25 protein-coding genes and 2 pseudogenes are annotated in these 24,611 nt (G+C 27.0%); 14 read left to right on the top strand and 13 right to left on the bottom strand.

All coding sequences use genetic code 11. The features are described from left to right. Positions 1-6: 6 nt before the first annotated feature. From gatA to ileS, 3 genes and pseudogenes are all read right to left on the bottom strand, one after another. Entirely contained in the window at positions 7-1,368 is a 1,362-nt protein-coding gene (gene gatA / locus A2J15_RS01670; protein WP_066778801.1) for an Asp-tRNA(Asn)/Glu-tRNA(Gln) amidotransferase subunit GatA, read from the bottom strand. Further along, positions 1,365-1,476: pseudogene (locus A2J15_RS07730) on the bottom strand (hypothetical protein). Before A2J15_RS07730 ends, gatA begins: the two are co-directional and overlap by 4 nt. Continuing rightward, positions 1,476-4,217, bottom strand: coding sequence for an isoleucine--tRNA ligase (ileS, locus tag A2J15_RS01665; protein WP_066778799.1), 2,742 nt, complete (start codon positions 4,215-4,217; stop codon positions 1,476-1,478). Before ileS ends, A2J15_RS07730 begins: the two are co-directional and overlap by 1 nt. Before the next feature lie 99 nt (positions 4,218-4,316). On the opposite strand from ileS, the gene A2J15_RS01660 reads away from it, so the two are divergent. The 9 genes and pseudogenes from A2J15_RS01660 (at position 4,317) to rpsR (ending at position 10,608) form a co-directional block, all read left to right on the top strand. Beyond that, on the top strand, positions 4,317-5,384 hold the full coding sequence (locus A2J15_RS01660; protein WP_066778796.1) for a CinA family protein: 1,068 nt from the start codon (positions 4,317-4,319) through the stop codon (positions 5,382-5,384). A 55-nt stretch (positions 5,385-5,439) separates the two neighbouring features. Beyond that, positions 5,440-6,056, top strand: a pseudogene (locus A2J15_RS01655) (nitroreductase family protein). Between the two features lie 3 nt (positions 6,057-6,059). Then, on the top strand, positions 6,060-6,665 hold the full coding sequence (locus tag A2J15_RS01650; RefSeq protein WP_066778794.1) for an NAD(P)H-dependent oxidoreductase: 606 nt from the start codon (positions 6,060-6,062) through the stop codon (positions 6,663-6,665). Positions 6,666-6,788: 123 nt separating this feature from the next. Then, positions 6,789-7,322: a CDP-diacylglycerol--glycerol-3-phosphate 3-phosphatidyltransferase gene (gene pgsA, locus A2J15_RS01645; protein WP_066778793.1), complete on the top strand. Its 534-nt coding sequence runs from the start codon at positions 6,789-6,791 to the stop codon at positions 7,320-7,322. After that, positions 7,319-8,425: an RIP metalloprotease RseP gene (rseP, locus tag A2J15_RS01640; protein ID WP_066778790.1), complete on the top strand. Its 1,107-nt coding sequence runs from the start codon at positions 7,319-7,321 to the stop codon at positions 8,423-8,425. The genes pgsA and rseP overlap by 4 nt, the downstream gene beginning before the upstream one ends. Beyond that, positions 8,418-9,278 carry a VirK family antimicrobial peptide resistance protein gene (locus A2J15_RS01635; RefSeq protein ID WP_066778788.1) on the top strand — a complete coding sequence of 287 codons (861 nt, stop codon included), beginning with the start codon at positions 8,418-8,420 and terminating at the stop codon, positions 9,276-9,278. Before rseP ends, A2J15_RS01635 begins: the two co-directional genes overlap by 8 nt. 132 nt (positions 9,279-9,410) lie before the next feature. Next, positions 9,411-9,788, top strand: a complete 378-nt coding sequence (gene rpsF, locus A2J15_RS01630) for a 30S ribosomal protein S6 (RefSeq protein WP_066778787.1) — start codon at positions 9,411-9,413, stop codon at positions 9,786-9,788. Between the two features lie 8 nt (positions 9,789-9,796). Then, the gene (locus tag A2J15_RS01625; RefSeq protein WP_066778784.1) at positions 9,797-10,336 is read left to right on the top strand and encodes a single-stranded DNA-binding protein; all 540 of its coding nucleotides are present in this window, start codon (positions 9,797-9,799) and stop codon (positions 10,334-10,336) included. A gap of 11 nt (positions 10,337-10,347) precedes the next feature. Beyond that, positions 10,348-10,608: a 30S ribosomal protein S18 gene (gene rpsR, locus A2J15_RS01620; protein ID WP_066778782.1), complete on the top strand. Its 261-nt coding sequence runs from the start codon at positions 10,348-10,350 to the stop codon at positions 10,606-10,608. 42 nt (positions 10,609-10,650) lie between these two features. Here the strand turns inward: rpsR and lon are convergent, their stop codons facing one another. Both lon and bamD read right to left on the bottom strand, forming a co-directional pair. Further along, complete coding sequence (gene lon, locus A2J15_RS01615; protein WP_066778780.1) at positions 10,651-13,026, bottom strand: endopeptidase La; 2,376 nt, start codon at positions 13,024-13,026, stop codon at positions 10,651-10,653. Positions 13,027-13,039: 13 nt separating this feature from the next. Then, a complete protein-coding gene (gene bamD / locus A2J15_RS01610; protein WP_066778777.1) occupies positions 13,040-13,687 on the bottom strand; it encodes an outer membrane protein assembly factor BamD in 648 nt (215 codons plus the stop codon). Between the two features lie 164 nt (positions 13,688-13,851). Between bamD and fliW the strand changes: the two genes are divergently transcribed. From fliW to A2J15_RS01585, 5 genes are read left to right on the top strand one after another with little or no spacing between them, the layout of a single operon-like run. Then, positions 13,852-14,241, top strand: coding sequence for a flagellar assembly protein FliW (gene fliW / locus A2J15_RS01605; protein WP_066778774.1), 390 nt, complete (start codon positions 13,852-13,854; stop codon positions 14,239-14,241). Between the two features lie 25 nt (positions 14,242-14,266). Continuing rightward, positions 14,267-14,971, top strand: coding sequence for a pyrroline-5-carboxylate reductase (locus A2J15_RS01600; protein WP_066778869.1), 705 nt, complete (start codon positions 14,267-14,269; stop codon positions 14,969-14,971). Continuing rightward, positions 14,968-15,270, top strand: coding sequence for a transformation system protein (locus A2J15_RS01595; RefSeq protein WP_066778773.1), 303 nt, complete (start codon positions 14,968-14,970; stop codon positions 15,268-15,270). The genes A2J15_RS01600 and A2J15_RS01595 overlap by 4 nt, the downstream gene beginning before the upstream one ends. After that, positions 15,267-15,926 carry a hypothetical protein gene (locus A2J15_RS01590; protein ID WP_066778770.1) on the top strand — a complete coding sequence of 220 codons (660 nt, stop codon included), beginning with the start codon at positions 15,267-15,269 and terminating at the stop codon, positions 15,924-15,926. Before A2J15_RS01595 ends, A2J15_RS01590 begins: the two co-directional genes overlap by 4 nt. After that, entirely contained in the window at positions 15,923-16,375 is a 453-nt protein-coding gene (locus A2J15_RS01585; protein ID WP_066778768.1) for a hypothetical protein, read from the top strand. Before A2J15_RS01590 ends, A2J15_RS01585 begins: the two co-directional genes overlap by 4 nt. Here A2J15_RS01585 and A2J15_RS01580 read toward each other — a convergent pair. The 8 genes from A2J15_RS01580 to A2J15_RS01545 all read right to left on the bottom strand — a co-directional run bounded on the left by A2J15_RS01580 (position 16,372) and on the right by A2J15_RS01545 (position 24,604). After that, complete coding sequence (locus tag A2J15_RS01580; RefSeq protein WP_066778766.1) at positions 16,372-17,001, bottom strand: uroporphyrinogen-III synthase; 630 nt, start codon at positions 16,999-17,001, stop codon at positions 16,372-16,374. The two genes, A2J15_RS01585 and A2J15_RS01580, sit on opposite strands and share 4 nt — an antisense overlap. Beyond that, the gene (gene thiE / locus A2J15_RS01575; RefSeq protein ID WP_066778764.1) at positions 16,979-17,611 is read right to left on the bottom strand and encodes a thiamine phosphate synthase; all 633 of its coding nucleotides are present in this window, start codon (positions 17,609-17,611) and stop codon (positions 16,979-16,981) included. Before thiE ends, A2J15_RS01580 begins: the two co-directional genes overlap by 23 nt. After that, the gene (thiD, locus tag A2J15_RS01570; protein ID WP_066778763.1) at positions 17,601-18,413 is read right to left on the bottom strand and encodes a bifunctional hydroxymethylpyrimidine kinase/phosphomethylpyrimidine kinase; all 813 of its coding nucleotides are present in this window, start codon (positions 18,411-18,413) and stop codon (positions 17,601-17,603) included. Before thiD ends, thiE begins: the two co-directional genes overlap by 11 nt. Then, positions 18,410-19,096 carry an endonuclease III domain-containing protein gene (locus A2J15_RS01565; protein ID WP_066778760.1) on the bottom strand — a complete coding sequence of 229 codons (687 nt, stop codon included), beginning with the start codon at positions 19,094-19,096 and terminating at the stop codon, positions 18,410-18,412. Before A2J15_RS01565 ends, thiD begins: the two co-directional genes overlap by 4 nt. A gap of 190 nt (positions 19,097-19,286) precedes the next feature. Beyond that, positions 19,287-22,223, bottom strand: a complete 2,937-nt coding sequence (gene mfd, locus A2J15_RS01560; protein WP_066778758.1) for a transcription-repair coupling factor — start codon at positions 22,221-22,223, stop codon at positions 19,287-19,289. Beyond that, on the bottom strand, positions 22,223-22,618 hold the full coding sequence (locus A2J15_RS01555) for a bactofilin family protein (protein WP_066778757.1): 396 nt from the start codon (positions 22,616-22,618) through the stop codon (positions 22,223-22,225). Before A2J15_RS01555 ends, mfd begins: the two co-directional genes overlap by 1 nt. Then, positions 22,555-23,457, bottom strand: coding sequence for a peptidoglycan metallopeptidase Pgp4 (pgp4, locus tag A2J15_RS01550; RefSeq protein WP_066778756.1), 903 nt, complete (start codon positions 23,455-23,457; stop codon positions 22,555-22,557). Before pgp4 ends, A2J15_RS01555 begins: the two co-directional genes overlap by 64 nt. Continuing rightward, positions 23,444-24,604 (bottom strand): Mur ligase family protein, encoded by a 1,161-nt coding sequence (locus A2J15_RS01545; protein ID WP_066778867.1) that lies wholly within the window; start codon positions 24,602-24,604, stop codon positions 23,444-23,446. The genes pgp4 and A2J15_RS01545 overlap by 14 nt, the downstream gene beginning before the upstream one ends. Positions 24,605-24,611: the final 7 nt, after the last annotated feature.

Genomic DNA, 24,611 nt, shown 5'->3' with positions numbered 1-24,611 from the left:
TCATCCTTAATTTTTAATTATTTGCTCTAAACTTAAAGCACCGTCTAATAAAGTTTGCTCATCATAAGCTTTACAAATAAATTGAGCTGAAATATTAAGCCCATCTTTATCTTGCCCTACAGGTACGCTAATGCCGCCAAGCCCTGTTAAATTCACAGAAATAGTATAAATATCTTCTAAATAAGTTTGCATAGGGCTTTTTTGAGTATCAAATTTAAAAGCAGTAGTAGGTGTTACTGGCATAAAAATAAGATCACATTCATTTAAAATTTCTTCATATTTTGCTTTAATAAAAGCTCTAGCTTTTTGTGCTTTAATATAATAAGCATCATAATAACCACTACTTAAAACAAAAGTTCCAAGTAAAATTCTTCTTTTAACTTCCTCTCCAAAACCTTCACTACGTGTACGCACATACATATCTTTTAAATTATGAATATTTTTAGCACGTTGTCCATAACGCACCCCATCATAACGACTTAAATTAGCACTTGCCTCAGCTGTTGCAATAATATAATAAGCTGCAATATCAAATTTAAAATCAAGCAAATTCTTATAGTTTATTTCATGTCCATATGCCTTTAACATATCTATAGTTTTTAAAAGAACATTTTTTACCTCAATGCTAGCATCATTAACATAGTTTTGAATCACTGTAATTTTTAATTTTTTATTAGCATTAAGATTAGGAGTTGTTTTAATAAATTCTATATTAGCACTTGTACTATCCATTATATCATAACCCCCAATAGCATCATATAAAATTGCAGCATCTTCAACATTTTGTGCCAATACACCTATTTGATCTAAACTTGAAGAATAAGAAGCCAAACCATAACGACTTACTCGTCCATAACTTGGTTTAAATCCCACACAACCGCAAAAAGCTGCAGGTTGACGTACTGAACCACCTGTATCTGAACCTAAACTTGCTAAAGCCAAACCTGAAGCTACCGCAGCAGCACTTCCACCACTTGATCCACCTGGAACACGATCATAATTTAAAGGATTTAAAGTTCTACCATAAAAAGAATTAGCTGTTGTGCTTCCCATGGCAAACTCATCCATATTGCAACGTCCAAAAGGAGTAAAACCATTTAATCTTAAATTAGCAATTGCCGTAGCATCATAAGGAGCAATATAACCTTGCAAAATTTTACTTGCACTTGTAAGTTCCCAACCTTTAACACTAATATTATCTTTTATAGCAATAGGTATCCCATCTCCTGAAGCGCTTAAATCTTTATCTAAAAATTGCTCAATATAAGCACCTATTTTTTTCTCTTGCTTTGCTTTTTTATTTAATTCTTTCTTTAAATTTTTAAGCTCTTCTTGAGAATACCGTAAAGCTTCTTTTAAACTAATCATTTATTCTCCTTCGTTTTTTTTAATTAAAAATATTGCTAAAGCACTAAAAAGTACAATAAATACTATAGTGCCAATAACAAGATTATTTGGAATAGGATTTACTAATATCATTTTAATACTTCTTTGCATCTTAAACAAAGCTCATTATCATTCTCACTTTGAAGCTTCCAACATCTTGGACATTTACAAAGCTTAGCTTTTGTTATTTTAAATCTTTCATCTGCAACTTCAAATTCAGCTAAAACTTCTTCATTTTCATTATCTATTTGACTTACCATAAACCAATCAGCTAATTCTTCATTTGAAATTTGATTTAAAGTACTTTGTAAATTTAATTCTAAAGTTGATTTAATGATTTTATCTTTTTTAAGTTTATCAATTTGCTCAAAAAACTTTTCCCTAGCATGCATCAATAAAGTATCATCAATATTAAAATCATAATTAAAATCTTTTTCTAAGCTTAAATCAAAAACATCTTCTATGCCATCTTTAATTAAAACATTAACATGTTCTAAAGCTTCATCTACAGTATAAGTTAAAACAGGTGCTAATAAATTTAAAAGTTCTTTTGTTATCAAAGTCATAGCCACTTGAGCTGATTTTCTACGTTGAGCATTTTTACCATCACAATAAAGTCTATCTTTACTAATATCAAGATAAATTCCACTTAAATCTGCACTTAAAAAATTCAAAAGCAAGCTAAAACCCTTAGCAAACTCATAGACAAAAAAAGCTTCTTTAGTTGCTTGAAATACTTTAGTTGCACGAGTTAAAATCCATTTATCTATAAAAGAAAATTCTTGTATGGATAAATCTTTTAAATCATTTACATTTGCAAGTAAAAACCTTATAATATTTCTTATTTTACGGTATTGTTCACCTACTTGTTTTAAAATATTATCCGAAATTTTCAAATCACTCGAATAATCACTTAAAAGTATCCATAATCTTAAAATTTCAACCCCATAAGTTTTAGCTATATAATCAGGAGCAATAACATTACCTTTAGATTTAGACATTTTTTGTCCTTTTTCATCAGTAGTAAAACCATGCGTTAAAATACTTTCATATGGGGCCATTTGATTTATTACTACTCCAATAAGCAAGGAACTTTGAAACCAACCACGATGCTGATCACTACCCTCTAAATACATATTTGCTTTTTTCTCTCCAGCATCGTAAAGCCCGCTATTTAAAACCGCATTAAAAGTACTACCACTATCAAACCAAACATCTAAAATATCATAAACTTTTTCCAAATCTTCAGCTTTATATTTTGAATTTTGTGGGATAAGATCTTTAATATCAAATTCCCACCAAACATCTGCTCCATGTTCTTCAAAAATATTTGCTACAAAATCAAAAAGTTCGTTATCAAGAACAAGTTCTTTAGTTTTTTTATCTCTAAAAAAAGCTATAGGTGTTCCCCAATCTCTTTGTCTTGAAATACACCAATCAGGACGATTTTCTACCATAGAACCTATTCTTTTAAGTCCATTTTGAGGATAAAATGTCGTTTTTAAAAGCTCTTCTTTAGCACATTGTCTTAAAGTATTATTTTGAAGTTTTACTTCATCCATTAAAATAAACCATTGCTTAGTTGCTCTATAAATAACAGGTTTATGTGTCCTCCAACAAAATGGATAAGAATGTATAAATTTAGAAGAATATAAAAGTTTAGGACCTAAAAGCTCTAAAATTCTTTCATTAGCTTTAAAAATATGAAGTCCTATAAATTCATCAAGTAAAAAAGAAGGTAAAAGCATTTTAGTTTTTAAAGTTTGATCATAACAACCGCTATCATCCACAGGCATTAATACCTCAATACCATATTTTAAACACGCATAATAATCATCTTCTCCATGTCCTGGAGCTGTATGTACAAGCCCACTTCCACCATCCATTAAAACATGATCACCCATAATCAAAATAGACTTTCTTGAATTTAAAGGGTTGATTGCTTGAAGATTTTCAAAAACTTTAGCATTTAATTTTTTTTGCACTTCACCTTGAGTAAATCCTTTTTCTATCATATTTTCAAGCAAAGCATTTGCAAAAATCAAACCTTCTTTAGTAATCACATAATCTTCATTAGGATTTAATGCTATGGCCTGATTGGCTACTAAAGTCCAAGGAGTTGTTGTCCAAATAACTGCACTTACTTTTGTAACTCCAAGCTTTTTACAAGCATTTTCATCTAAATCAAAAGCTACAAAAATAGAATAATCTTCTTTATCCTGATATTCCACCTCAGCTTCTGCTAAAGCAGATTTTGCTGCCCAACTCCAAAAAACAGGTTTAGAACGTTCACAAAGCAATCCTTTTTTAGCAATATCACATAAGGTGCGATAAATAGATGCTTCAAATTTAAAATCCATAGTCAAATAAGGTTTTTGCCAATCTGCAAGAATACCTAAACTTTTAAATTCCTCTTTTTGAATATTTACAAATTCACTCGCATGTTCTCTACATAAACGGCGAATTTCTTTTTTACTCAATATTTTTTTCTTTTCTCCAAGCTTCATTTCTACTTGTTGCTCTATAGGCAAACCATGACAATCCCAACCTGGAGTAAAGCGTACTTTTTCACCCTTAAAATAATGCAGTTTAATAATAGTTTCTTTTAAAATTTTATTTAAGGCATGACCTATATGAATATGTCCATTAGCATAAGGAGGTCCATCATGCAAAGTAAAACTTTTTTTTGCATTTTTACGCTTTTGTTTCATTTTAGTATAAGCATAGTCTTGTTCAAACCATTTTTCAAACCTTTGCGACTCAAATTCAGCTAAGTTTGCACGCATAGCAAAAGTAGTGCTAGGCAAAAGCAAAGTTTCTTTGTAATCCATTTTTTCCACCTATTTTTTAATAATCTTAAATTTTACTCAAATTAGCTTTAATTTCTACTTTGTTTTTAGATATAATTATAAGAAAAAAAGGAAAATCATATGAAACATTTGCTTTATCTTATAGGAGATGAGCTTATTATCAATGAAAATTTTAAAAATTATATCTATAGGGTTTATAAAAGCAAATTTAAAGAAATTAATGAAATTCGCACACAAAGCAAAACTGACAAAGATCTACCTTTTTTACTTGAAAATTTATTAAATCAATATGATTTTATAACACTTTTTACCAATTCTTCCTATTATGCAACTATAGCTAAAATTTTAGCAACCTTAAATAATGATAATCTCATTTTAAAAGATGAAACTTTAGTACCAAATAAAGCTGAATTTGTTAAAGATAGCTTTATATGTAATTTTGTCAATTCTAGAATTAATGTCCTTAAAACCCACCCTATGCAAACATTACCAAAACTTCTTGGAGATATAAAATTAAATTTTGCGTATTTTTGTATTTTTGGCATGGATGAACAAAGCGCTATATTATTACTTCAAACCTTAACAAAATCTTACGAAGTAGATATTAAATCGAGCAAACTTTTAGATAATCTTACTCTTATTAAAAGCACTTGTATTCATTTTGGTAAATTAAATGGTTTTTTAAATAGCACAAAAAACCTTTTTGGACAAAAAATGTTTTTAGGAAAAGATCCTATAGATTTTATCATTTTTAAACTTTTAGAAAAAAAATTAAAAATTTCTTTTGCTGAAAATTGCACGGGAGGATTATGTGCAAACACCCTAAGCCATATTCCAAAAATTAATGAAATTTTTGAAGGCTCAATTATCAGTTATTCTAATCGTATAAAGCATGAATGGTTAGGCATTAGTGAAAATATCTTAGAAAACGAATGCAATGAACGTTGTATTTACTTTATGTTAAAAGGTATTTTTAAAACCGCTAATCCTGATTTTGCACTTGCAATCAATGGTGCGATCAATCATGATAAAAATAATATTATCAATATAGGAGCCATGTTTAAAGATGGGACATTTATTCAAGAAAGTCTTAGTTTACAAGGAGATATAAATTTTATACAAAAACAAGCTGTTTTAGCAAGTTTTTGTCTGCTTTTAAAATTAAAGCCTGAAATTTTTGAATTTTAATCATACCTTAGATTAATTTTTATCCCATATAATCAAAATAAAAAAGGAATTAATCATGGATTTTAAAACATTAATTTCAAAACGTAGAGCTTGTAAACTTTTTAATGATAAAAAAATTGAACAAAAAGATCTCCATTTTATTTTAGAAGCTGGAATTTTATCACCGAGTTCTCATGGTTTTGAACCTTGGAAATTTATAGTATTAGAACATAAAAAACATAATATTAAATTATCAACTTTATGTTGCAATCAAGAAAATGTAGCAAGTGCAAGCCATAATATTATCTTTTTGGCAAGAAAAGATTTACAAAAAATCATGAATTTGCTCAAAAACAAATACGTCGTTTTGCTGGATCAAGCGAAGAAAATTTTCAAAGGATTTTAGAAATTTATACGCATAAAACTAATGCAATGGATGATAAAGAACTTTATCATTATGCACAACTTCAATGCTATCTTGCAATGATGCAAATGTCTTTAGCTGCTATAAGTTTAGATATTGATTCTTGTATGATAGGAGGTTTTGATAAAACAAAAGTTGATCAATTTTTAAATTTAACTTATCCTTATGAAAGTGCTGTAATTTTATCCTTAGGATATAAAGCACATGAACCAAAATATCCAACCCAACGCTTAAATTTTGATGAAGTAGTAGAATTTTATAAAGGATAAAATATGAAAAAAGAATTCGAATTATTTAATACAAGATATTCTTGTAGAAATTTTCAAAATAAAAAACTCCAACAAGAAGAATTAAGATTTATATTAGAAATAGCAAGATTAAGCCCAAGCTCTTTAGGACTTGAACCTTGGAAATTTTTAGTTATTCAAGATAAAAAGAAAAAAGAAGAACTTTATGAAATTTGTAATCAACAAAATCATGTTAAAGATTGTTCTGCTTTAATCATTATTATATCTAGACTTGATTTTTTAGATTATTTTGAAGAAAAACTTAGAAAAAGGGATATGAGTGAAGCAGAAATTCAAAAACGTCTTGATACTTATATGCCTTTTTTACAATCTTTAAATTATAACCAAAAAATTGCCTATGCAAGAGAACAAGCTCATATAGCACTTGCTAGCATACTTTATAGTGCTAATAGTTTAAATATATCAAGTTGTACTATAGGAGGATTTGATAAAGATAAATTAAATTCTTATTTTTCTTTAGATACAAAAAAAGAAGTTTCTACCTTACTTGTTGCTTTAGGTTATTCTAATGATAAAACAATTCCACAAAAAACACGTTTTAGTTTTGATGAAGTTGTACAATTTATTTAATATTACTTTAAATTAAAGTAATATTAAATAATAAAAAATCATTTCTTTTGATCATTTTTACTAAATCTTTGCCTAATTTTTATATAATTTTAATTTATGCATTTAGTTTAAATAAGGCTTGATATGAATTTACCTAATATCTTAGCAATTTTTAGAATGATTTTAGCACCTTTATTATTTTTTTTGCTAAGTTATAAATTTGAAAATATCCATCCAAGTTGGATTGATTATTTTGCTGCACTAACCTTTTCTTTAGCAGCCTTAAGTGATTTTTTTGATGGTTATATAGCAAGAACATGGAAACAAATCACTAAACTTGGAGCTATTTTAGATCCTTTAGCAGATAAGATGCTTATTTTAGCAGCATTTTTAGGACTTTTACTTGCGCAAAAAGCCAATGAATGGATTATTTATATTATTTTAGTAAGAGAATTTTTTATTACAGGATTTCGTGTTGTGATGATAAGTGAAAATCTAGATATTAGTGCTTCTTTTGCAGGTAAACTCAAAACTACTTTTCAAATGTTAGCTATAGGATTTTTAACTATGCAATGGTTTGGAGGAGAAATTTTACTTTATATAGCTTTAATTTTAACCCTGGTTTCTGGATTTGAATATATATATATTTATATTAAAGCACAAAAAGGAAAAAAATGAAATCTTTATTATTTTTATTTGCCATTTTAGTTTTAGGAATTCAATTTTATTCCATAGAATTTCTAGCTACTGTTTTAGTTATTTCTTTTTTAATTTTTTTTCACGAATTGGGTCATTTCTTGGCTGCACGTTCTTTAGGTGTAAAAGTAGAAATTTTTAGTATAGGATTTGGTAAAAGTCTTATAGAAAAAACAATTAGGGGAACAAAATATCGCTTAAGTGCTTTACCATTTGGAGGATATGTTAAACTTAAAGGACAAGATGATATGCATGCTAATATTGAAAATTTTGATCAAGATAGTTATAGCATTTTAAGTCCTTTTAAAAAAATCTACATCCTTTTTGCAGGATCTTTTTTTAATCTTATTTTAGCTTTTCTTCTTTATATTATTATAGCTCATTTAGGCATAGAAAAATTGAGTCCTCAAATAGGAAGCATAACACCTAATTCTGCTGCACAACAAGCAGGACTTGAAATCAAAGATACAATTTTAACAATTAATGGAATAAAAATTCAAAGTTTTGATGAAATTGCTAAATATCTAACTTTAAAACCTTTAAATATTATAATAGATAGAAAAGGAGAAATATTAGAATTTAATATTACTCCAAAATTAGGACAAGGGTATAATGATTTTGGGCAAACGATTTCTAAGGCTCAGCTTGGTATCACTCCAAGTGGAAACAATGTACTCATTAAGCATCAAGGTTTAGAAAGTATTAAATATGCAGCAAATCAAAGTATTGAAGCTTCTACACTTATTATAAAAGGCATAATTAAACTTCTTAGTGGAGAAATTGAAGCAAAAAATTTAGGAGGTATTATCACAATGACAGATCTTACCTCAAAAGCAGCTCAAAACAGTTTTGCCTTACTTTTATTTATTACAGCTTTAATTTCTATTAATTTAGGTATTTTAAATTTACTACCTATACCTATGCTTGATGGAGGGCATATATTTTTTAATATTTACGAAGTAATTTTTAAACAAAAAATACCATTAAAAGCTTTTGAATATTTAAATTACGGTGGAATGGCTTTACTATTAAGCTTAATGCTTTTTGCAACCTATAATGATATACTAAGGATAATAGGTGGATAAAAAATTTCACTACCCTACTCCAAATTTCAACGATATAAAAAAAAGTATTGTTTTTTGGCGCTATTTACGCTTCCAAGCAAGAAAATTTTTATACTTTCCTCAAGTAAAATTTCTTGAAAAAACATTAAATGATAAAAACAATGTACATTTAAAAGATTTTTTCTCCCAAAGACCTTATGCTTGTTATAATGTAATAAGAAGATTTTGCGATAAAAGTTTTAAAGCCAATAAACGCGTTAAAACAATTATTCACGATGTTAACCGAGGTCTTTTTTATTTTAAATTTTTACCTAAAGATCAATTGATTTTTTCTTTTGACGAAGATTTTAAGCTTTTTTTAGGTTATAATCAACATACTTTTGAAGAAGGTTTTTGGGCTTTTTTTTTAAAATACAAAGAACTCATCATTATACAATGTAATTTTTGCTTTACTTTAGAAAACAATCTTTTACTCTCTTGCATACAAGGCTATCAATATAAAGACTTTAATGTTTTAGCAATCAATAAAATTTTCACTAAAAAATATTATGGCTTGCGTCCCATTGCTTTACTTATAGAATGTTCTAAAATGCTTAGTCAGTCATTAAAACTCCATGCAACTTTAGGCGTACATGAAAAAAATCAAATCCGATCTCAAAAAGGAGAGGAAAAAGGTTATTTTGTAAATTACCAAAAAATATGGCTAGAAAATGGAGGTGAATTGATAAAAATAAACAAACATAAATATTATAAACTAATATATTCTCAAAAAAATATAGAAGAAATTCCCAGTCATAAACGTTCTATGTATAAAAAACGTTTTAACTTATTTGAAGAAATTAAGCAAAATTTAAAACAAATTTTTACATTTTAATATAATTTTTCAAAGTTCCATATACTTAATTTATTCAAGTATAAATTAAGTATATTTTGATATAATTAAGCATTGCATTATGCAAAATCCTTGCTCATTAAAATATGGGCTTAATATCCATAAGGAGAAAAATTGAAACATTACGAAGTTTTATTTATTTTAAAACCTACATTTACTGAAGAAGAAGTAAATGCAAAGTTGGAATTCATTAAAGAAACCCTAACCAAAAATGGAGCAGAAATTGAAACTATTGTTCCAATGGGCACTAGAAAATTAGCGTATAAAATCAAAAAATACGAAAGAGGAATTTATTTTGTAATTTACTTTAAAGCTCCTACAAAACTCATTGCCGAGCTTGAAAGAGTCTTAAGAATCACTGAAGAGATTATAAGATTTTTAATTGTAAAATATGAAAATAAAAAAGAAATCGCAGCTTGGGAGAAATTAAGCCACGGAATCAAGCAATCTAAAAAAGAAATCAAACCTTTAGATGCTCCTGAAAATCAATAAGGAAAAAAATGTTTAATAAAGTTGTTTTGGTTGGAAATCTTACACGTGATATAGAAATGCGTTATGCGCAAAGTGGAAGTGCCATTGGAGCTTCAGCCATAGCAGTTACAAGAAGATTTACTACAAATGGCGAAAAAAGAGAAGAAACTTGCTTTATTGATATAAGTTTTTATGGTCGTACTGCAGAAATAGCAAATCAATATCTTAGCAAAGGTTCAAAAGTTCTAATAGAGGGACGTCTTAGATTTGAACAATGGAACGATCAAAATGGACAAAACCGTTCTAAACATAGCATACAAGTTGAAAATATGGAAATGCTTAATAGCTCTAATATTCAACAAGGGGGAAATAATAATTTTTCAAATAACCCTTATCATTCAAACTATGAAAATCAAAACTATGATCCTTATATGAACGAAAACCAACATGTTAACAAACCTAAATCTTATTCAACTCCACAAAAAAACCAAAATCTACAATATGAAGAAAAATTAAAAGAAATTGATGTCGATGCCTATGACAACGATGATACGAATTTACCATTTTGAAAGGATAAACTATGGCAGAAAAAAGAAAATATTCACGTAAATATTGCAAATACACTGAAGCAAAAGTTGAATTTATTGATTATAAAGACACAGCAATGTTAAAACACGCTTTGTCTGAAAGATTTAAAATCATGCCACGCCGTTTAACAGGAACAAGCAAGAAATACCAAGAAATGGTAGAAACTGCAATCAAACGTGCAAGACATGTAGCACTTATCCCTTATATAGTGGATAGAAAAAATGTGGTAAACAATCCTTTTGAAGGATTATAAAAAACTTTCCTGCTTCTTAAAAAAGCAGGAAAATGCTATTTCTTATATTAAAGCGTATTTTAATACTTGATCAAAAATATCAACTGGTATAATTTGCATATTTTCTTTAACCTCATCAGGAATATCTTTTAAATCCCTATCATAATTTTTCCTTGGAATTAAAGCGATTTTTATATCTGCTTTATAAGCTGCAATTAACTTTTCTTTTAAACCACCTATTGGCAAAACCCTACCTTTTAGATCTATTTCACCTGTCATTGCTATATCAGATCTAACTTTTTTATCACTAAATACTGAAGCAATAGCCGTACTCATAGTAATACCAGCGCTTGGACCATCTTTTGGTGTAGCTCCATCTGGAACATGTATATGAAGATTATAACTATCATACACACGAATTTTAGGATCAATAATCATTTTTTTTGGTATTTTAATCTTATCTTCATCGATTAAAACCTTAATCATACTTAAAGCAATTTGAGCCGACTCTTTCATTACATCCCCCAAACTTCCAGTAAGTGTCAATTCTCCTTTACCTTTGATCTTTATAGCTTCTATTTTTAAAACATCTCCACCTACACTTGTCCAAGCTAAACCATTAACTTGACCAATTTGATTTTCTCCATTGTTTTTTTCTATTTCAAAAACTTTTTTATCTAGAAATTCATTTAAATTTTGATCATCAATATTAACTTTTTTAATATTCTCTAAAAGTAATTTTTTAACACTCTTACGACATAATTCTGCTACTTTACGACGTAAATTTCTAACACCTGATTCACGAGTATAATCACTAATAATTAATTCTATAGTCTCATCATTAATAGACATTTCATTCGATTTTAAACCATGCTTTTTGAGTTCATCTGGAATTAAATATTTTTTCATAATATGAAATTTTTCACCAGGAGTATAAGAACTTAATTCTATAAATTCCATTCTATCTCTTAAAGCAGCTGGAATATTACTAATATCATTAGCTGTAGCTATAAAAATAACCTTACTTAAATCAATATTAAAATTTAAATAATAATCCCTAAATTTAGAATTTTGTTCTGGATCTAAAATTTCTAAAAGTACTGCACTAGGATCACCTCTGAAACTACGATTTAACTTATCAATTTCATCTAAAACTATTACAGGATTAATTTGTTGCGCTTCTATAAGTCCTTGAGTAATGCGTCCTGGCATAGCACCTATATAAGTTCTACGATGTCCACGCAGCTCATTAACATCCTCAAGCCCGCCTAAAGCAATACGAATTAATTCTCTTTTTAAGGCTTTTGCAACAGAATTAGCTAAAGAAGTTTTACCTACTCCTGGAGGTCCATAAAGACAAAGAATCACTTTAGCACCATCTTTATCTGCAATTTTTCTTTTTTCTAAAAATTCTCTTACAGCAAAATATTCCTCTATACGTTCTTTAGGTTTATTTAATGCATAATGATCATTATTAAGTTGTTTTAAAACCTCTTTAATATTGAGTTTTTTCTTAGAGAATTTTTCAAAAGGAACATCTAATGCCGTTTCTATATAAGTTTGAATCATTGAGGCTTCAGAATTATCTTGATGAATGCGTTCAAATTTTTCAATTTGTTTTTTAATTTCTTTATAAGCATCTTCATGCATAAATTTTTTCTTAGATTCTAAACGTTTTTGATATTCTTTTACCTCATCTTCTTTTTGACTATCTGAACCAAGTTCTTTTTGGATTTGCCTTAATTGCTCTTTTAAAAAATATTCTTTATTAACTTTATCTATACGCGAATGCACTTTATTTTTAATCTCTTTTTGGATTTTGTTTGCTTCAATTTCTTGAACAATCAAATCTATCAATTTTAATAATTTTTGTTCAAGATTTATCAATATAAAAAATTCATAAGCAAGTTGCTTTTTCATACGTATAGTATTTAAAATCAAATCACAAATTCTAGATGCATCAAAACCTTCTTCAATAGTTCTTAAAAGATCAGGAGAAAAATAATGACTAATATTAGCTAAATGTTTTACCTTTTCTTTTAAAACATCAAGAAGTGCTTCTTTCTTAGTTGATTCTAAAAAATCTTCTTTTATAAGTTCTATTTTAGCTTCTAAAGGTTTTTTAGAAACTTGTTCTATAATCTTACCCTTAGCATAACCTTGAAACAATATTTTTACTCTACCATCTGGTAAAGGTACTTTTCTCATAATAGTCCCAATAACACCACAATGATAAATTTCATCAAAACTTCTTCCATTTTCAAGCTTAGAAGGAGCAACAAAAAGCATACTATCATTTTTAATAGCTAATTCTAAAGCCTTCATATTTGAAGCATCATTAATAAAAATAGGAGTAATCATAAAAGGATATAAAAATAATTCATCCTCAACCAATACAGGTAAATTTACTGGATAATTTTGTATGTGTTCAATTTGCATATACTATTCCTTATTAAAATCTTTCAAATATACTTCTATACCATGGAAGCTCTGGTTTAATAATATCTTGTTTATAAAATTCATTTTCTTTTAATTTCTCTTTATAAATTTGTGCACTTTGTTCATATCCTATACGCTGATATAATTCTTCTATAGTCATATCTAAATAAAAAACAGCTAAATTAAATTTAGTAAGCATGGTTTGAACCAAAGGCTGATATTGAGTATAAGGATAATCTTTTAAAAAATCATCTATTTCTTTTTGACTTTGAAGCATTAAAGCTTGATTACGATTAGGTACTGCAAAAGCATCAAATTTCGCTTTAATTTTAAGATAGCGAATAAAATCTGCATTGCGAGAATTTCCAAATTTTTTATTATATTCATCTAAATAAAACTCTGCTAATTTATATTCTTCTTCATCTATGTGAGCCTGTGCTAAAATGATTAAAGTGGTTTCTAATAAAGGGTCAGAAACATGTTCACTCGCCATACCATTATAATGATCATCAGCTTTTTCTAAATCTTTATCGTTTAAATCTTTAATGATTTGCTTATACCATTGACTAGCACTAAGATTATACAAACCTTCATTAGTTTTTGTACTACAGGCACTAAAACAAATTCCTATAAAAATTAGCAAAAAAATACTTTTTCTCATCTTTTACCTTGAAATTAATTCTTAAAAAATTTGTATTGTAACTATTTAATAATTATGTTCTTCTAAAATTATAATAAATTTAATTAAATAATTTTAAAATTTCACAACTATTATTACTTATTTTATGCTAGAATATGCACTATTATAAAACCGGAGGAGAAAACATGACTTTAGCGGTTAAATGTCCTATATTAGGTTTTGAAGAAACCAAAAATATGGAATTTTCAACTATTGATGAAGTATTTGTAAGACTTAAAAGTCTTGATGGAAAAGATTTTTCTTTTGTTTTAATTAATCCTTATTTAATTAGACCTGATTATGAATTTGATATACCTACTTATTATCAAGAACTTCTTTCTTTAACACCAGAATCTAATATGAAAATTTTTAATATAGTAGCCATAGCAAAAAGCATAGAAGAATCTACTGTCAACTTCTTAGCTCCTATAGTTATCAATCTTGATAATAATGCCATGGTACAAGTAATTTTAGATACAATCAATTATCCTGACTTTTTCCAGGCTGAACAAATTGCAAATTACATCAAAAAATAAGATCTATATATTAGCCAATGGGTCTATGGCAAAAGCTTTAGCCTATGGATTAAAAAATGATTATGAAATCTACATAGTAGGAAGAAATTTAGAGAAACTTCAAATATTAGCCCAAGAGGGTTTTAAAATTTTACTTTATCAAGATTTTAATATACAAGATAAAGACATAATTTTAGCTTTTAAACCCTATGCTTTAGAAAATATATCTAAGTGTTTAAAAGGTCAAGCACGCATTTTAATTTCTGTTTTAGCTAATACAGATTTTGAAAAACTACAAGTCATTCATGCTCAAAATTATGTAAGAATCATGCCTAATATAGCGGCCAAATATCAAGCTTCAACCACACCTTATATACTTAAAAATTCTCTTTTTAATAATGAAATTTTAGAAATTTTAAATACTTTTGGTTTAGCCTATGAATTAGAAAATGAAGAACAAATGGGTGCTGCTATGGCAATTAGTGGTTGCGCTCCCGCTTTTTTAGCTCTCGTAGCAGAAAGTATTGCTAATGCTGGAGTTTGCGAAGGTTTACCCAAAGAACTTAGCTTAAATCTTACTCGGTCTTTATTTCAAAGTTCAAGTACCTTGCTTAAACATGAACATCCAGCCATTATTAGGGAAAATATTTGCTCTCCTAGTGGTGTTACCATAAAAGGTATTAAAGTACTTGAACAAAAAGGGGTTCGTGGAAGTTTTTTTGAAGCTATAAATGCTAGCAACACTAAATGAAAAAAGCCTTTATACTTATAGAATTAATCAATGCTATGATTATCATATCTTTAATTTTTACCGGTATTTTTTATTATTATACCCATCTTTACAAAAACTATGAAAACTTAAATACCTTTGAAAAACTTTATAAACTTCAAAATCAGTTATATGAAAAACCGATGTTTAAAACCATTATATTAAAAACATCAAATTTAAAAACTATGATCTTACAAGAACAATTTAGTCAAGATCATATATTTAAATTTCAAAAATTATACTTTCAAAATCAAAATTACAATATTTACTTTAAAGAATGACAAAAGCTTTTACACTATTTGAATTTATACTATCACTTATACTTTTTGCTATTATAGCAAGCTTGCTTTCAAAACCCTTAAGTCATTTTTATTTCTTAAATTTTAATATTTTAAAAACACATGATCTTATCACTCAAACCCATCTTAATTTAATTAAAATAGAAAAACTCATACAAAATTGCACTTATATAACTTTTGTCAACCATACTTTAAAATGCTTTTTAAAAGATAGATTAATAAGTCTTAAAGAAAACAAACCCTATTTAATTAACTCTGCTCTTATTTTGGAAAATAATAATACATTTTATTCACCACAATCTGATCTTCAAATACAACTTCAAAACAGAAAAGATCTTTATAATGATCATGAAAGCATTCTTTATGGTTTAAAAAATAAAGCTATTGAAAAAATATTTGTTCAAGAAAATAATACTATTTTAGCAAATTTTACAGGAAATTTCACCCCCTTACAAGGTCAATTAATCATCACTCTAAAAAATGAAGAACTCATCTATGAATTAAAACCAAAATTTAATAATGAGTTAAATCAAAAAGGTTTAATCTCTAAAAATATTAGCTTGTTTAAATTGCACAATAATAAATTAAAAATTTGCTCCAAAGAGCAACACTGTCTTGAAAAAAGATTAATGTTGTGAAAAAAGCTTATATTTTATTTTGGACTATTTTTTTAATACTTCTTATAAGTTTATGGATGAGTCTAAGCTTAAATATATCTAATTATACTCCTAAAATCATTCAAGATAGCTATTATTTTCTTCAAGCTCAAATTCTAAGCCAAAATGCTATAGAATTTTCTAAATATTTTTTATACAAGGCTAAAGAAGAAAACAAAGAATGTTTAAATGATATACATTTTAATTATGCCAAAGCTTTAATTAAAATAAAATATTTTTATCCACTTAGCGAATGCATTGATTTTAAATTTTCTCATTTTAATAAAGATGCAAATTTAAGCAAAGATGGTATTATCATAGCTCACATTAGTATTGCTTTAAATAGTAATAAAAATGTTAATGATGAAATTATACTCACAAAAGATATTATACTTTATCCAAAAGAAAATTTCTGGAATATCAAAAATTAAATTAAAGTTTTAGCAAGTTTAACACATTCTTGAAGACTTTGCTTTTCACATATTAAAACATTATTAAAATTTAAAAGTCTTTTTGCTGTACTTTGCCCTATAGCAATAATTTTATCGTGAGAATTTAAAGTATAAAATTGCAAAAAATTATCTACACTCAAAGGAGAGGTAAAAATAAAAATAGCAGGCTGAATCAATAATATATTAGCTTTTTTAAAAATATTTTCATAAACAATTTTTTGCTCTATATTTATACCTAAATTTTTAAGATCCCAATGTAAAGTAGAAATAATATTTTTTCCTCTTAAATACAAACATTTTTTTCCACTAAATTCTTTTTGAAATTCAAAAAACAATTCCTTTGCATTAGCTTTTTTAGGAAATTTAACCTTTTTAAAGCCCATTTGTTTAGCAAATTCTGCACTCTTTTGTCCCACAGCATATAAATCAAGCTCAAAATTCAATTTAATATTAGCTTTTTTTAAAGCTTTTAAAGCATTTTTAGAAGTATAAATTAAAACCTCATATTTACTTAAATCCACATTAAAATCATAAAAAATCAATTCATTTAAAATAAGATTTTCTACACCTTCAAAAGGAGTTTCATTTAAAAGATAAATTTTCATTAATCTCACACCTTAATTCTTGTGCGGCTAAAAAAGCATCCTTAGCTTCCATAATAGCTCTACATACTGCAATACCTTTTAAATTGATATCTTGTAATTCTTTTACAATTTTTTTATCAATCCCTCCTATAGCTACAACTCCAATAGGACTTTTTTGGCAAATTTGCTTTAAAATTTTAAGATTTAAAAGTGAACTTTTTTTAGTCAGTGTTGTTTTAATAGCCCCACAACCTAAGTAATCCGCTCCTTTTATAAAAGCTAATTGTTCTAATGTTTTAAGACTTAAACCTATAATTTTTTTCTCCCCCAAAAGCTTTCTAGCAAGATTTAATTCTAAATCCTCTTGTCCTAAATGCACACCATCGGCATCTAAAGCTAAAGCAATATCTAATCTATCATTTATTAAAAACGGTATTCCATAATTTTTACAAAGCTTTTTCACTTTTAAACCAAGTTCATAGAAATTTCTTGTATTTAACTCTTTTTCACGTAATTGTATTACACTTACTCCGCCTTTAATAGCATTTTCTAAAATATTTAAAAAAAGCTCATCACTTTTTGTTCCTCTAGTAGCTACTAAATAAAGACTAAGATCTAATTTATCTCTCATTTGAAAAACCTAGAAAATGATTAATAGGACCATGACCTTTTCCTAAATTTACAGAATAATAAATAGCATTTTTTACATATTCTTTAGCTTCTCTTACTGCATGAAATAAATTTTTACCTTGTGCTAAATTACTAGCAATAGCTGAAGAAAGAGTGCAACCTGTTCCATGTGTATTTTTTGTATTTATACGCTCACTTTTAAAAATATGAATATTTTCACCATCAAAAAGCACATCATTAGCATTATATTCACTATGACCTCCTTTAAGCAATACAGCTTTTGCTCCTAAAGAACAAAGATGTTTTGCTGCTTGAATCATTTCTTCTTCATTAAAAATTTTAAATCCACATAAAAATTCAGCTTCAGGTATATTTGGAGTAAGAATATCAGCAAATTCAATTATAGTCTTTTTAAAAAAATCGCAATTTTTTTCAGGCATTAAAGCATAACCATTTTTAGCAAACATAACAGGATCAATAACTACATTTTTAGGTTTAAACTTTTCTAAATTCTTAGCCACACAACTCATTAATTCACAAGTTCCTATCATACCAATTTTAGTAGCTTTTGGTATAATATCTTCAAAAACTGCAAGCATTTGCTCATCTACATTTTTACTTGGTATATGGTGCAATCCAATGACTCTTGTAGTATTTTCAGCCACAACGCTTAAAACAACACTCATACCAAAAAGCTTATGCGCACTAAAAGTTTTAAGATCAGCTTGTATACCAGCACCTCCACTACAATCACTTCCTGCTATTGTTAAAACTGGAATTAAATCACTTCCTTTTGCTTTCATAAAATTTCCTTTAATTTTCTTATATATTGCTCTCCTTGTAAACTTAACCTCATTCCTTTAAAACTCTCTTTGGCAAAGGCCACAATAAGAGCATGAAAAATTTGATAAAGCTCATAAAGAGGGCATTTTTTATTTATAATCTTGCATAAGTTATCTTGCTTATTTTTTATATCACTTTGTAAAAATTCTCTTAATTCTTCATAATGTTCAAATTCATAACCTAAATTTAAAGCCAAACGCATACTATAACTATCTACAACTAAAATTTCTCTTTTGCAAAGATAATTTAAAACACTATCAGCGCTTTCAAAGCCCAAACCTTTAATATCTAAAAGCCATTTTCTATCAACATTAGTTTTAAAATCGTCCCAATTTTCATAAGTATTTAAAATTTTTTGTATTAAATTTTTTAAACGCTTTGCTTTAGTATTATAAAATCCACTCGGTTTAATCAAAGATGCAAGTCTTAAATCTGATAAATTATTAATTTGTTCTATATGAGTAATATTTTCTTGCCTTAAATTTTCTAAAGCTTTTAAAACATTTTTCCAATTTGTATTTTGAGTTAAAATTACAGAAACCAAAAGTTCAAAATCACTTAAACCTTGATTTGCCAACCAATCAAATTCTTGATAATTTAAATTAAATTTTAAAAGTTTTTCAAAAATTTGAGCCCCAGTCATTAAAATTCTCCTTCAAAATTTAAAATACTATTTTTACATCCTATTTCATCAAAGCTAATAAATAAGCACACTATAAATCTACTGTTTTTATTCTTATAAGAAGATTTATTATAAAGTTATTTTTTACTCAAGAATTTAAAATTATTTTTATAAAAAAATGGCAAATAACATATTTAGATAAATCTTCTTTTTAAATCTTTCTAAGGTATATTAAAATAGCTTCTAAAATATCCTCATCATCTTTACTTTTTGCCTTAATAACTTCTTTTTCATCGTTTAAAGTAACAAATTGTATATTTTGTTCAAAATTACCTATGCTTTTAAATTTATTTAAAGCCAAAATTTTAATAATAATTAAAGATAAAAACTGTTTAGTATAAGTATCAAGTTTACCAAAACGATCTTCTATTTCTCCTTCAATTTCATAAACATCATGAAGCTCTTTACACCTACTTAATCTTCTATAAAGCTCAAGCCTTAAACGATCTTCACTAATAAGCTCACTATTTAAAAAAGCATTAATATTAAGTTTTAAATCAAGTTTATTTTCTTGTAAACCTAACTCACTTTTACTTAAAGCATTAAGCTCATATTCTAGCATTTTAAGGTATAAACTATAACCAATTTGCTCTATATGACCACTTTGATCTACGCCTAATAAATTACCGCCGCCACGAATTTCAAGATCATGATAAGCTAGAATAGAACCTGCACCTAAAAAAGAATTGCTTTCTAAAGAAACTAAACGTTTTAAAGCATCTTTAGTAATTATATTCTTATCTTCAATTAAAAAATAACAATACCCTTGTTTATCACTTCTTCCTACACGTCCTCTTAATTGATGCAAATCAGCCATACCAAAATGATCACTTTTTTCTACAATAATAGTATTTGCATTTGGCAAATCAATACCACTTTCTATAATAGAAGTACTTAAAAGCATATCATATTCTTTATTTTCAAATTTTAACATTTCTTCTTCTTGAGTCTTAGCATCAATTTTAGAATGCAAGATTAAAATACGCAAAGTAGGAAAAAGTTCTAATAAATGCTTTTTACACTCTTGTATACTTGCAATATGATTATGAATATAAAAAATTTGTCCATTACGCCTTAATTCTCTTGCTATAGCTTCTTTTAAAAGAGCATCATCATTTTCTCTAACAAAAGTCCTTACATCCATCCTATCCTCTGGAGGAGTTTGTAAAATACTATAAGATTTTATAGAACTTAAAGCTTGATTTAAACTTCTTGGTATAGGAGTTGCTGACATAGATAAAATATGAGAATTTTGAGCAATTTCTTTAAGTTTTTCTTTTTGTTTTACTCCAAATTTATGTTCTTCATCAATAATAACAAGAGCTAAATTATCACATTCTACATTTAAAAGTGCGTGAGTGCCTACTACAACACAAGCTTTATTTTCTTTTAAAAATTTTAAAAGTTGTTTTTTTTCTATACTACTTGTGAAACGATCATATTTAAAAACTTCTATATTAAAAGGAGTAAAACGCTTTTTCAAAGTTTTAAAATGTTGATGAGAAAGCAAAGTTGTTGGCACAAATACAAAAGCACAAAACCCACTTTTAACAACAGGATAAATAGCATTCATCGCTACCTCGGTTTTGCCAAAACCCACATCACCGCTTAAAAGTCTATCCATGATTTTTTGACTTTGAAAATCTTTTAAAATTTCATTACAAGCTTTTTCTTGATCACTAGTATAAGAAAAACCAGCTTTAGCGACAAAATGAGCTTGATAATCTAAATTAATTTCTATTTTTTTAGCTTGTATTAAAGATCTTTTAGCAGCCATTGCGGTGATTTCACAAGCAATAGCTAGAAGCTTAGTTTTAAGTTTTTCTTTTAATTTAATAAAACTTGTTTTACCTAGCTTGTCTAAATTAGGAACACCACCACTTACCCCTAAGTATTTATCAATTAAATATAAATTTTCTACTGGTAAAAGAAGCTTATCTGAATTTTGATATTCTATAGCAACAAACTCTTTTTTTGCACCACCTACAATAATCATTTCAAGACCTAAAAATCTTCCCACTCCATAATCTTCATGTACTATATAATCGCCATTTTTTAATTCATCTATAATTAAAGTATTTTTCTTTCTTATTTTTTGTTTTTCTTTTTGATTTAAAGAAATAATTAATTCTTTTAAACCTATAAGATTAAGCCTTAAATCACTTTTAATAAAATGAATATTTTGCATATTTTCAAGTTCTAAAGCCTTAAAAAGTGCTTCATTTTTAGCTAAAAGAATTATTTTTTTATCTTTATGAAATTGGAAAAAATCTTTATTATAAACACTTTGTAATTCTTTAAAAGTTTTTGCCTGAGGTAAAATTTTAGCATTAATAAAGCTAACATCCTTTTCATATTCACTAGTATCAAATCGTTCACAAGCTAAAAAATCAAGCTCTAAATAATCAAAAAAATCATTAATACACCAAAATCCTAGTGAATTAATATCGTGTATTAAAACATCACTTTGAAACTCTTCTAATTTTTCTTGGAAATTGTTATAACTTTCTTGATCAAAATATTTTAAAAAAGGACAAATTGCAACAAAATTTAATTCCTTAGGAATAGATTTTTGTGTTTGCAAATCAAAATATCTAATACTTTCAACTTCATCATCAAAAAGTAAAATTCTTATAGGCTGATCTTCATTAATACAAAATATATCGATAATATCTGCACGTATAGAAATTTCACCCTTATCTTGCACCATATCCACAAATTCATAACCTAATCTTAAAATTTCATCTTTAAAAGCATGTAATTTAAGTTTTTGCTTCTTATTAATAAAATAATTTTGTAGATGTTTTTTTGCTGGAAGCTTATTTAAAACCGTATGCAAAGGAGAGATAAGAATTTTCTTATCTTTTTCTTGATGATAAAAATTTAAAACCCTACAAAGCTCAAAAAGTTCTTTAGAAAAAGCTCTTAAATCATCGCCAAATTGTGCTCTAAAATCTGGTAAAACAAAAGTTTTTAAACCCTTAAAACAAGATACTTGTGCAAGTAAATCAGCTTGCTTGCTATCTTTGCAAAGTATAAGTTCACAAGATTTATAATTGTTTAAATATTCATAAAATGATGCTTGCATTATTCTTCATTATTATTTTCAATCAGTCCAATGGTTCCTTCTTTAATCCTACTAGTCCCATTAAAACGACCTCCATTTTCTATAGAAATTTTTTGTATGATAATATCACCATTAACTACCCCTCCTGATAAAATTTCTAAACTACTTGCCTCAAGTTGTCCTTCAAAATAACCATTTACTACAATTTTATCTGCTTGCAATTCACCTTTTAAATTCCCATTTTTTCCAATCACAACTATACTTTCAGAATGAATAACACCGCTTAATTCACCATCTACATGAAGCATAGAAGCAAAATAAAATTTACCTTCAATCCTAGCACCTGAAGAAATTACAGTTGTTTCTGAATTAGAGCTGGATGTTGGGCTGACACTGCTTTTATTAAAGATTGCCATGGCACTCTCCTTTCTTGATTAAAAAAATCATCTATATTTTTTCTTTGTAATTTTAAAAAATATAAAGGTTCTAAAGTTTTATTAATAAACCTTACCTCATAATGTAAATGCGGTCCAGTTGAAAGACCTGTATTTCCAGTATATCCTATCAATTGTCCCTTACTTACAAATTGACCCGCTTTAACAACTTCTTTGCGCATCATATGCGCAAATACAGTTTTAAAACCAAAGTTATGCAATAAAATCACATTATAACCATAACCATTATCACTATAGCCTGAAAATTCTACCACTCCACTTGCTGGAGCATAAATAGGAGTTCCAATTTCAGCTCTTAAATCTATTCCTGGATGAAATTCTTTTCTTTTTAAAAGAGGATGCTCCCTCCATCCAAAATTACCAGTAACTCCTTTATTTTCAATAGGCCATCCATTAGGAATTTGTCCTAAAATACTAAGCTGTTGCTCATTAGTAAGCTCAAGATTATCAAGCCTTGCACTTATTGTAAGATTATTTTCTGACTCCAAACCTAAAACTTCTTCAAAAGAAGCTATTTTATCTTCAATAGCTGCATATTGTTGAGCCTTCTCCTCTATACTTTTTTGCATTTGCACATTAACTAGTTCTAATTCTTTACTTTTTTTTAAAAGCTCTTCTCTTTTTTGATTAATGTGATCTAATTTATTATCAAGATACTTAATATAAAAACCACTAAAAATCAAAAATAAAACAATAAAAGCTAAAGTGTAAAAAACTATTGTTTTAATAATTTGATTTAAATAAAAATGTTTTGAACCGTTAATATCCGTAATGGTAATAGTGAACTTATTTTTTACCATACCACTCCTTTAAAAAATTTTCTACTAACATAAAAGATCCAAAAACTAATTTCTTTTTATTTTCTTCTAATTTTTTAAATTCTTCACATTTTATTTCTAGTTTTGATGCAATGCTATAAATTTGATCATCAGCTAGTTTTCGTTCTATACTTTTATACTTATATATTTGTATTGTATCAATAATAGGCTTTAATGTTTTTAAAATTTGAAAAATATCTTTATCTAAATAAGAATTATAAATAAGAATCAATTTTTCACCTTTAAATTTCTCAAGTAAAGCTTGAGCAGCCATAATATTATGTCCAACATCAATAAAAATATCCTTATCAATTTGTTCACATCTAGCTCTTAAATTTAAAGCTTGTAATTTCCTCAAAGCTCTTAAAGTTTGTTCTTTAGAGCTTAAAATTTCACAAGCTCTTAAAGCAAGCTTTAAATTATGTTTTAAAAAATAAGGTAAAGAATATTTTATACAATAAATTTCAAAATCTTTCTTTAAATCAGCACTTAAAGAAGCTATTTGTAAATTAACATTCTTTAATAAAGCAATTTTTTTTGCTAAATTTAAAACACTTTGTTCTTGTTCATCACTAATGAGTGCCAAAGGTGCCATAACTTTAAGTTTTGTTCTTGCAATAAGTTCTAAAGAATGACCTAAAATTTGAGTATGATCTAAACCGATTTTTGTAAAAATATTCATTTTTCTTTCAAATATAGAAGTAGCATCGTATTCTCCACCCACACCTGCTTCTAAAATAATAAAATCACATTCTTCAAATATAAACATAGCTAAAAAAGTAGCATATTCAAAATAACTCAATCTATATAAATCTTTTTGAAAAATTTTTTCAAGTTTTTCATGTGATTTTTCCAATTGTTCATCACTTACAATTTCACCTTTAAGATAAAACCTTTCATTAAATGTAAAAATATGAGGACTAGTATAATGACCTATGGTATAATTTAAGTTTTCTAAAAGTTGAGTTAAAAATCTACCTGTACTACCCTTACCATTAGTACCTACAAGTTGAATTATAGGTATATCTTTAAAAAAATTTTTATATTTTTCATACATTTTAAACATCAAAAAACAATCAATTTTATCATAATTCATAGTTTTCTGAAGCAAAAAACTCTCAACTTTCATCATTTTA

The organism is Campylobacter hepaticus (assembly GCF_001687475.2).
Taxonomy (GTDB): domain Bacteria; phylum Campylobacterota; class Campylobacteria; order Campylobacterales; family Campylobacteraceae; genus Campylobacter_D; species Campylobacter_D hepaticus.
This window is presented reverse-complemented; position numbering and strand designations above follow the sequence as displayed.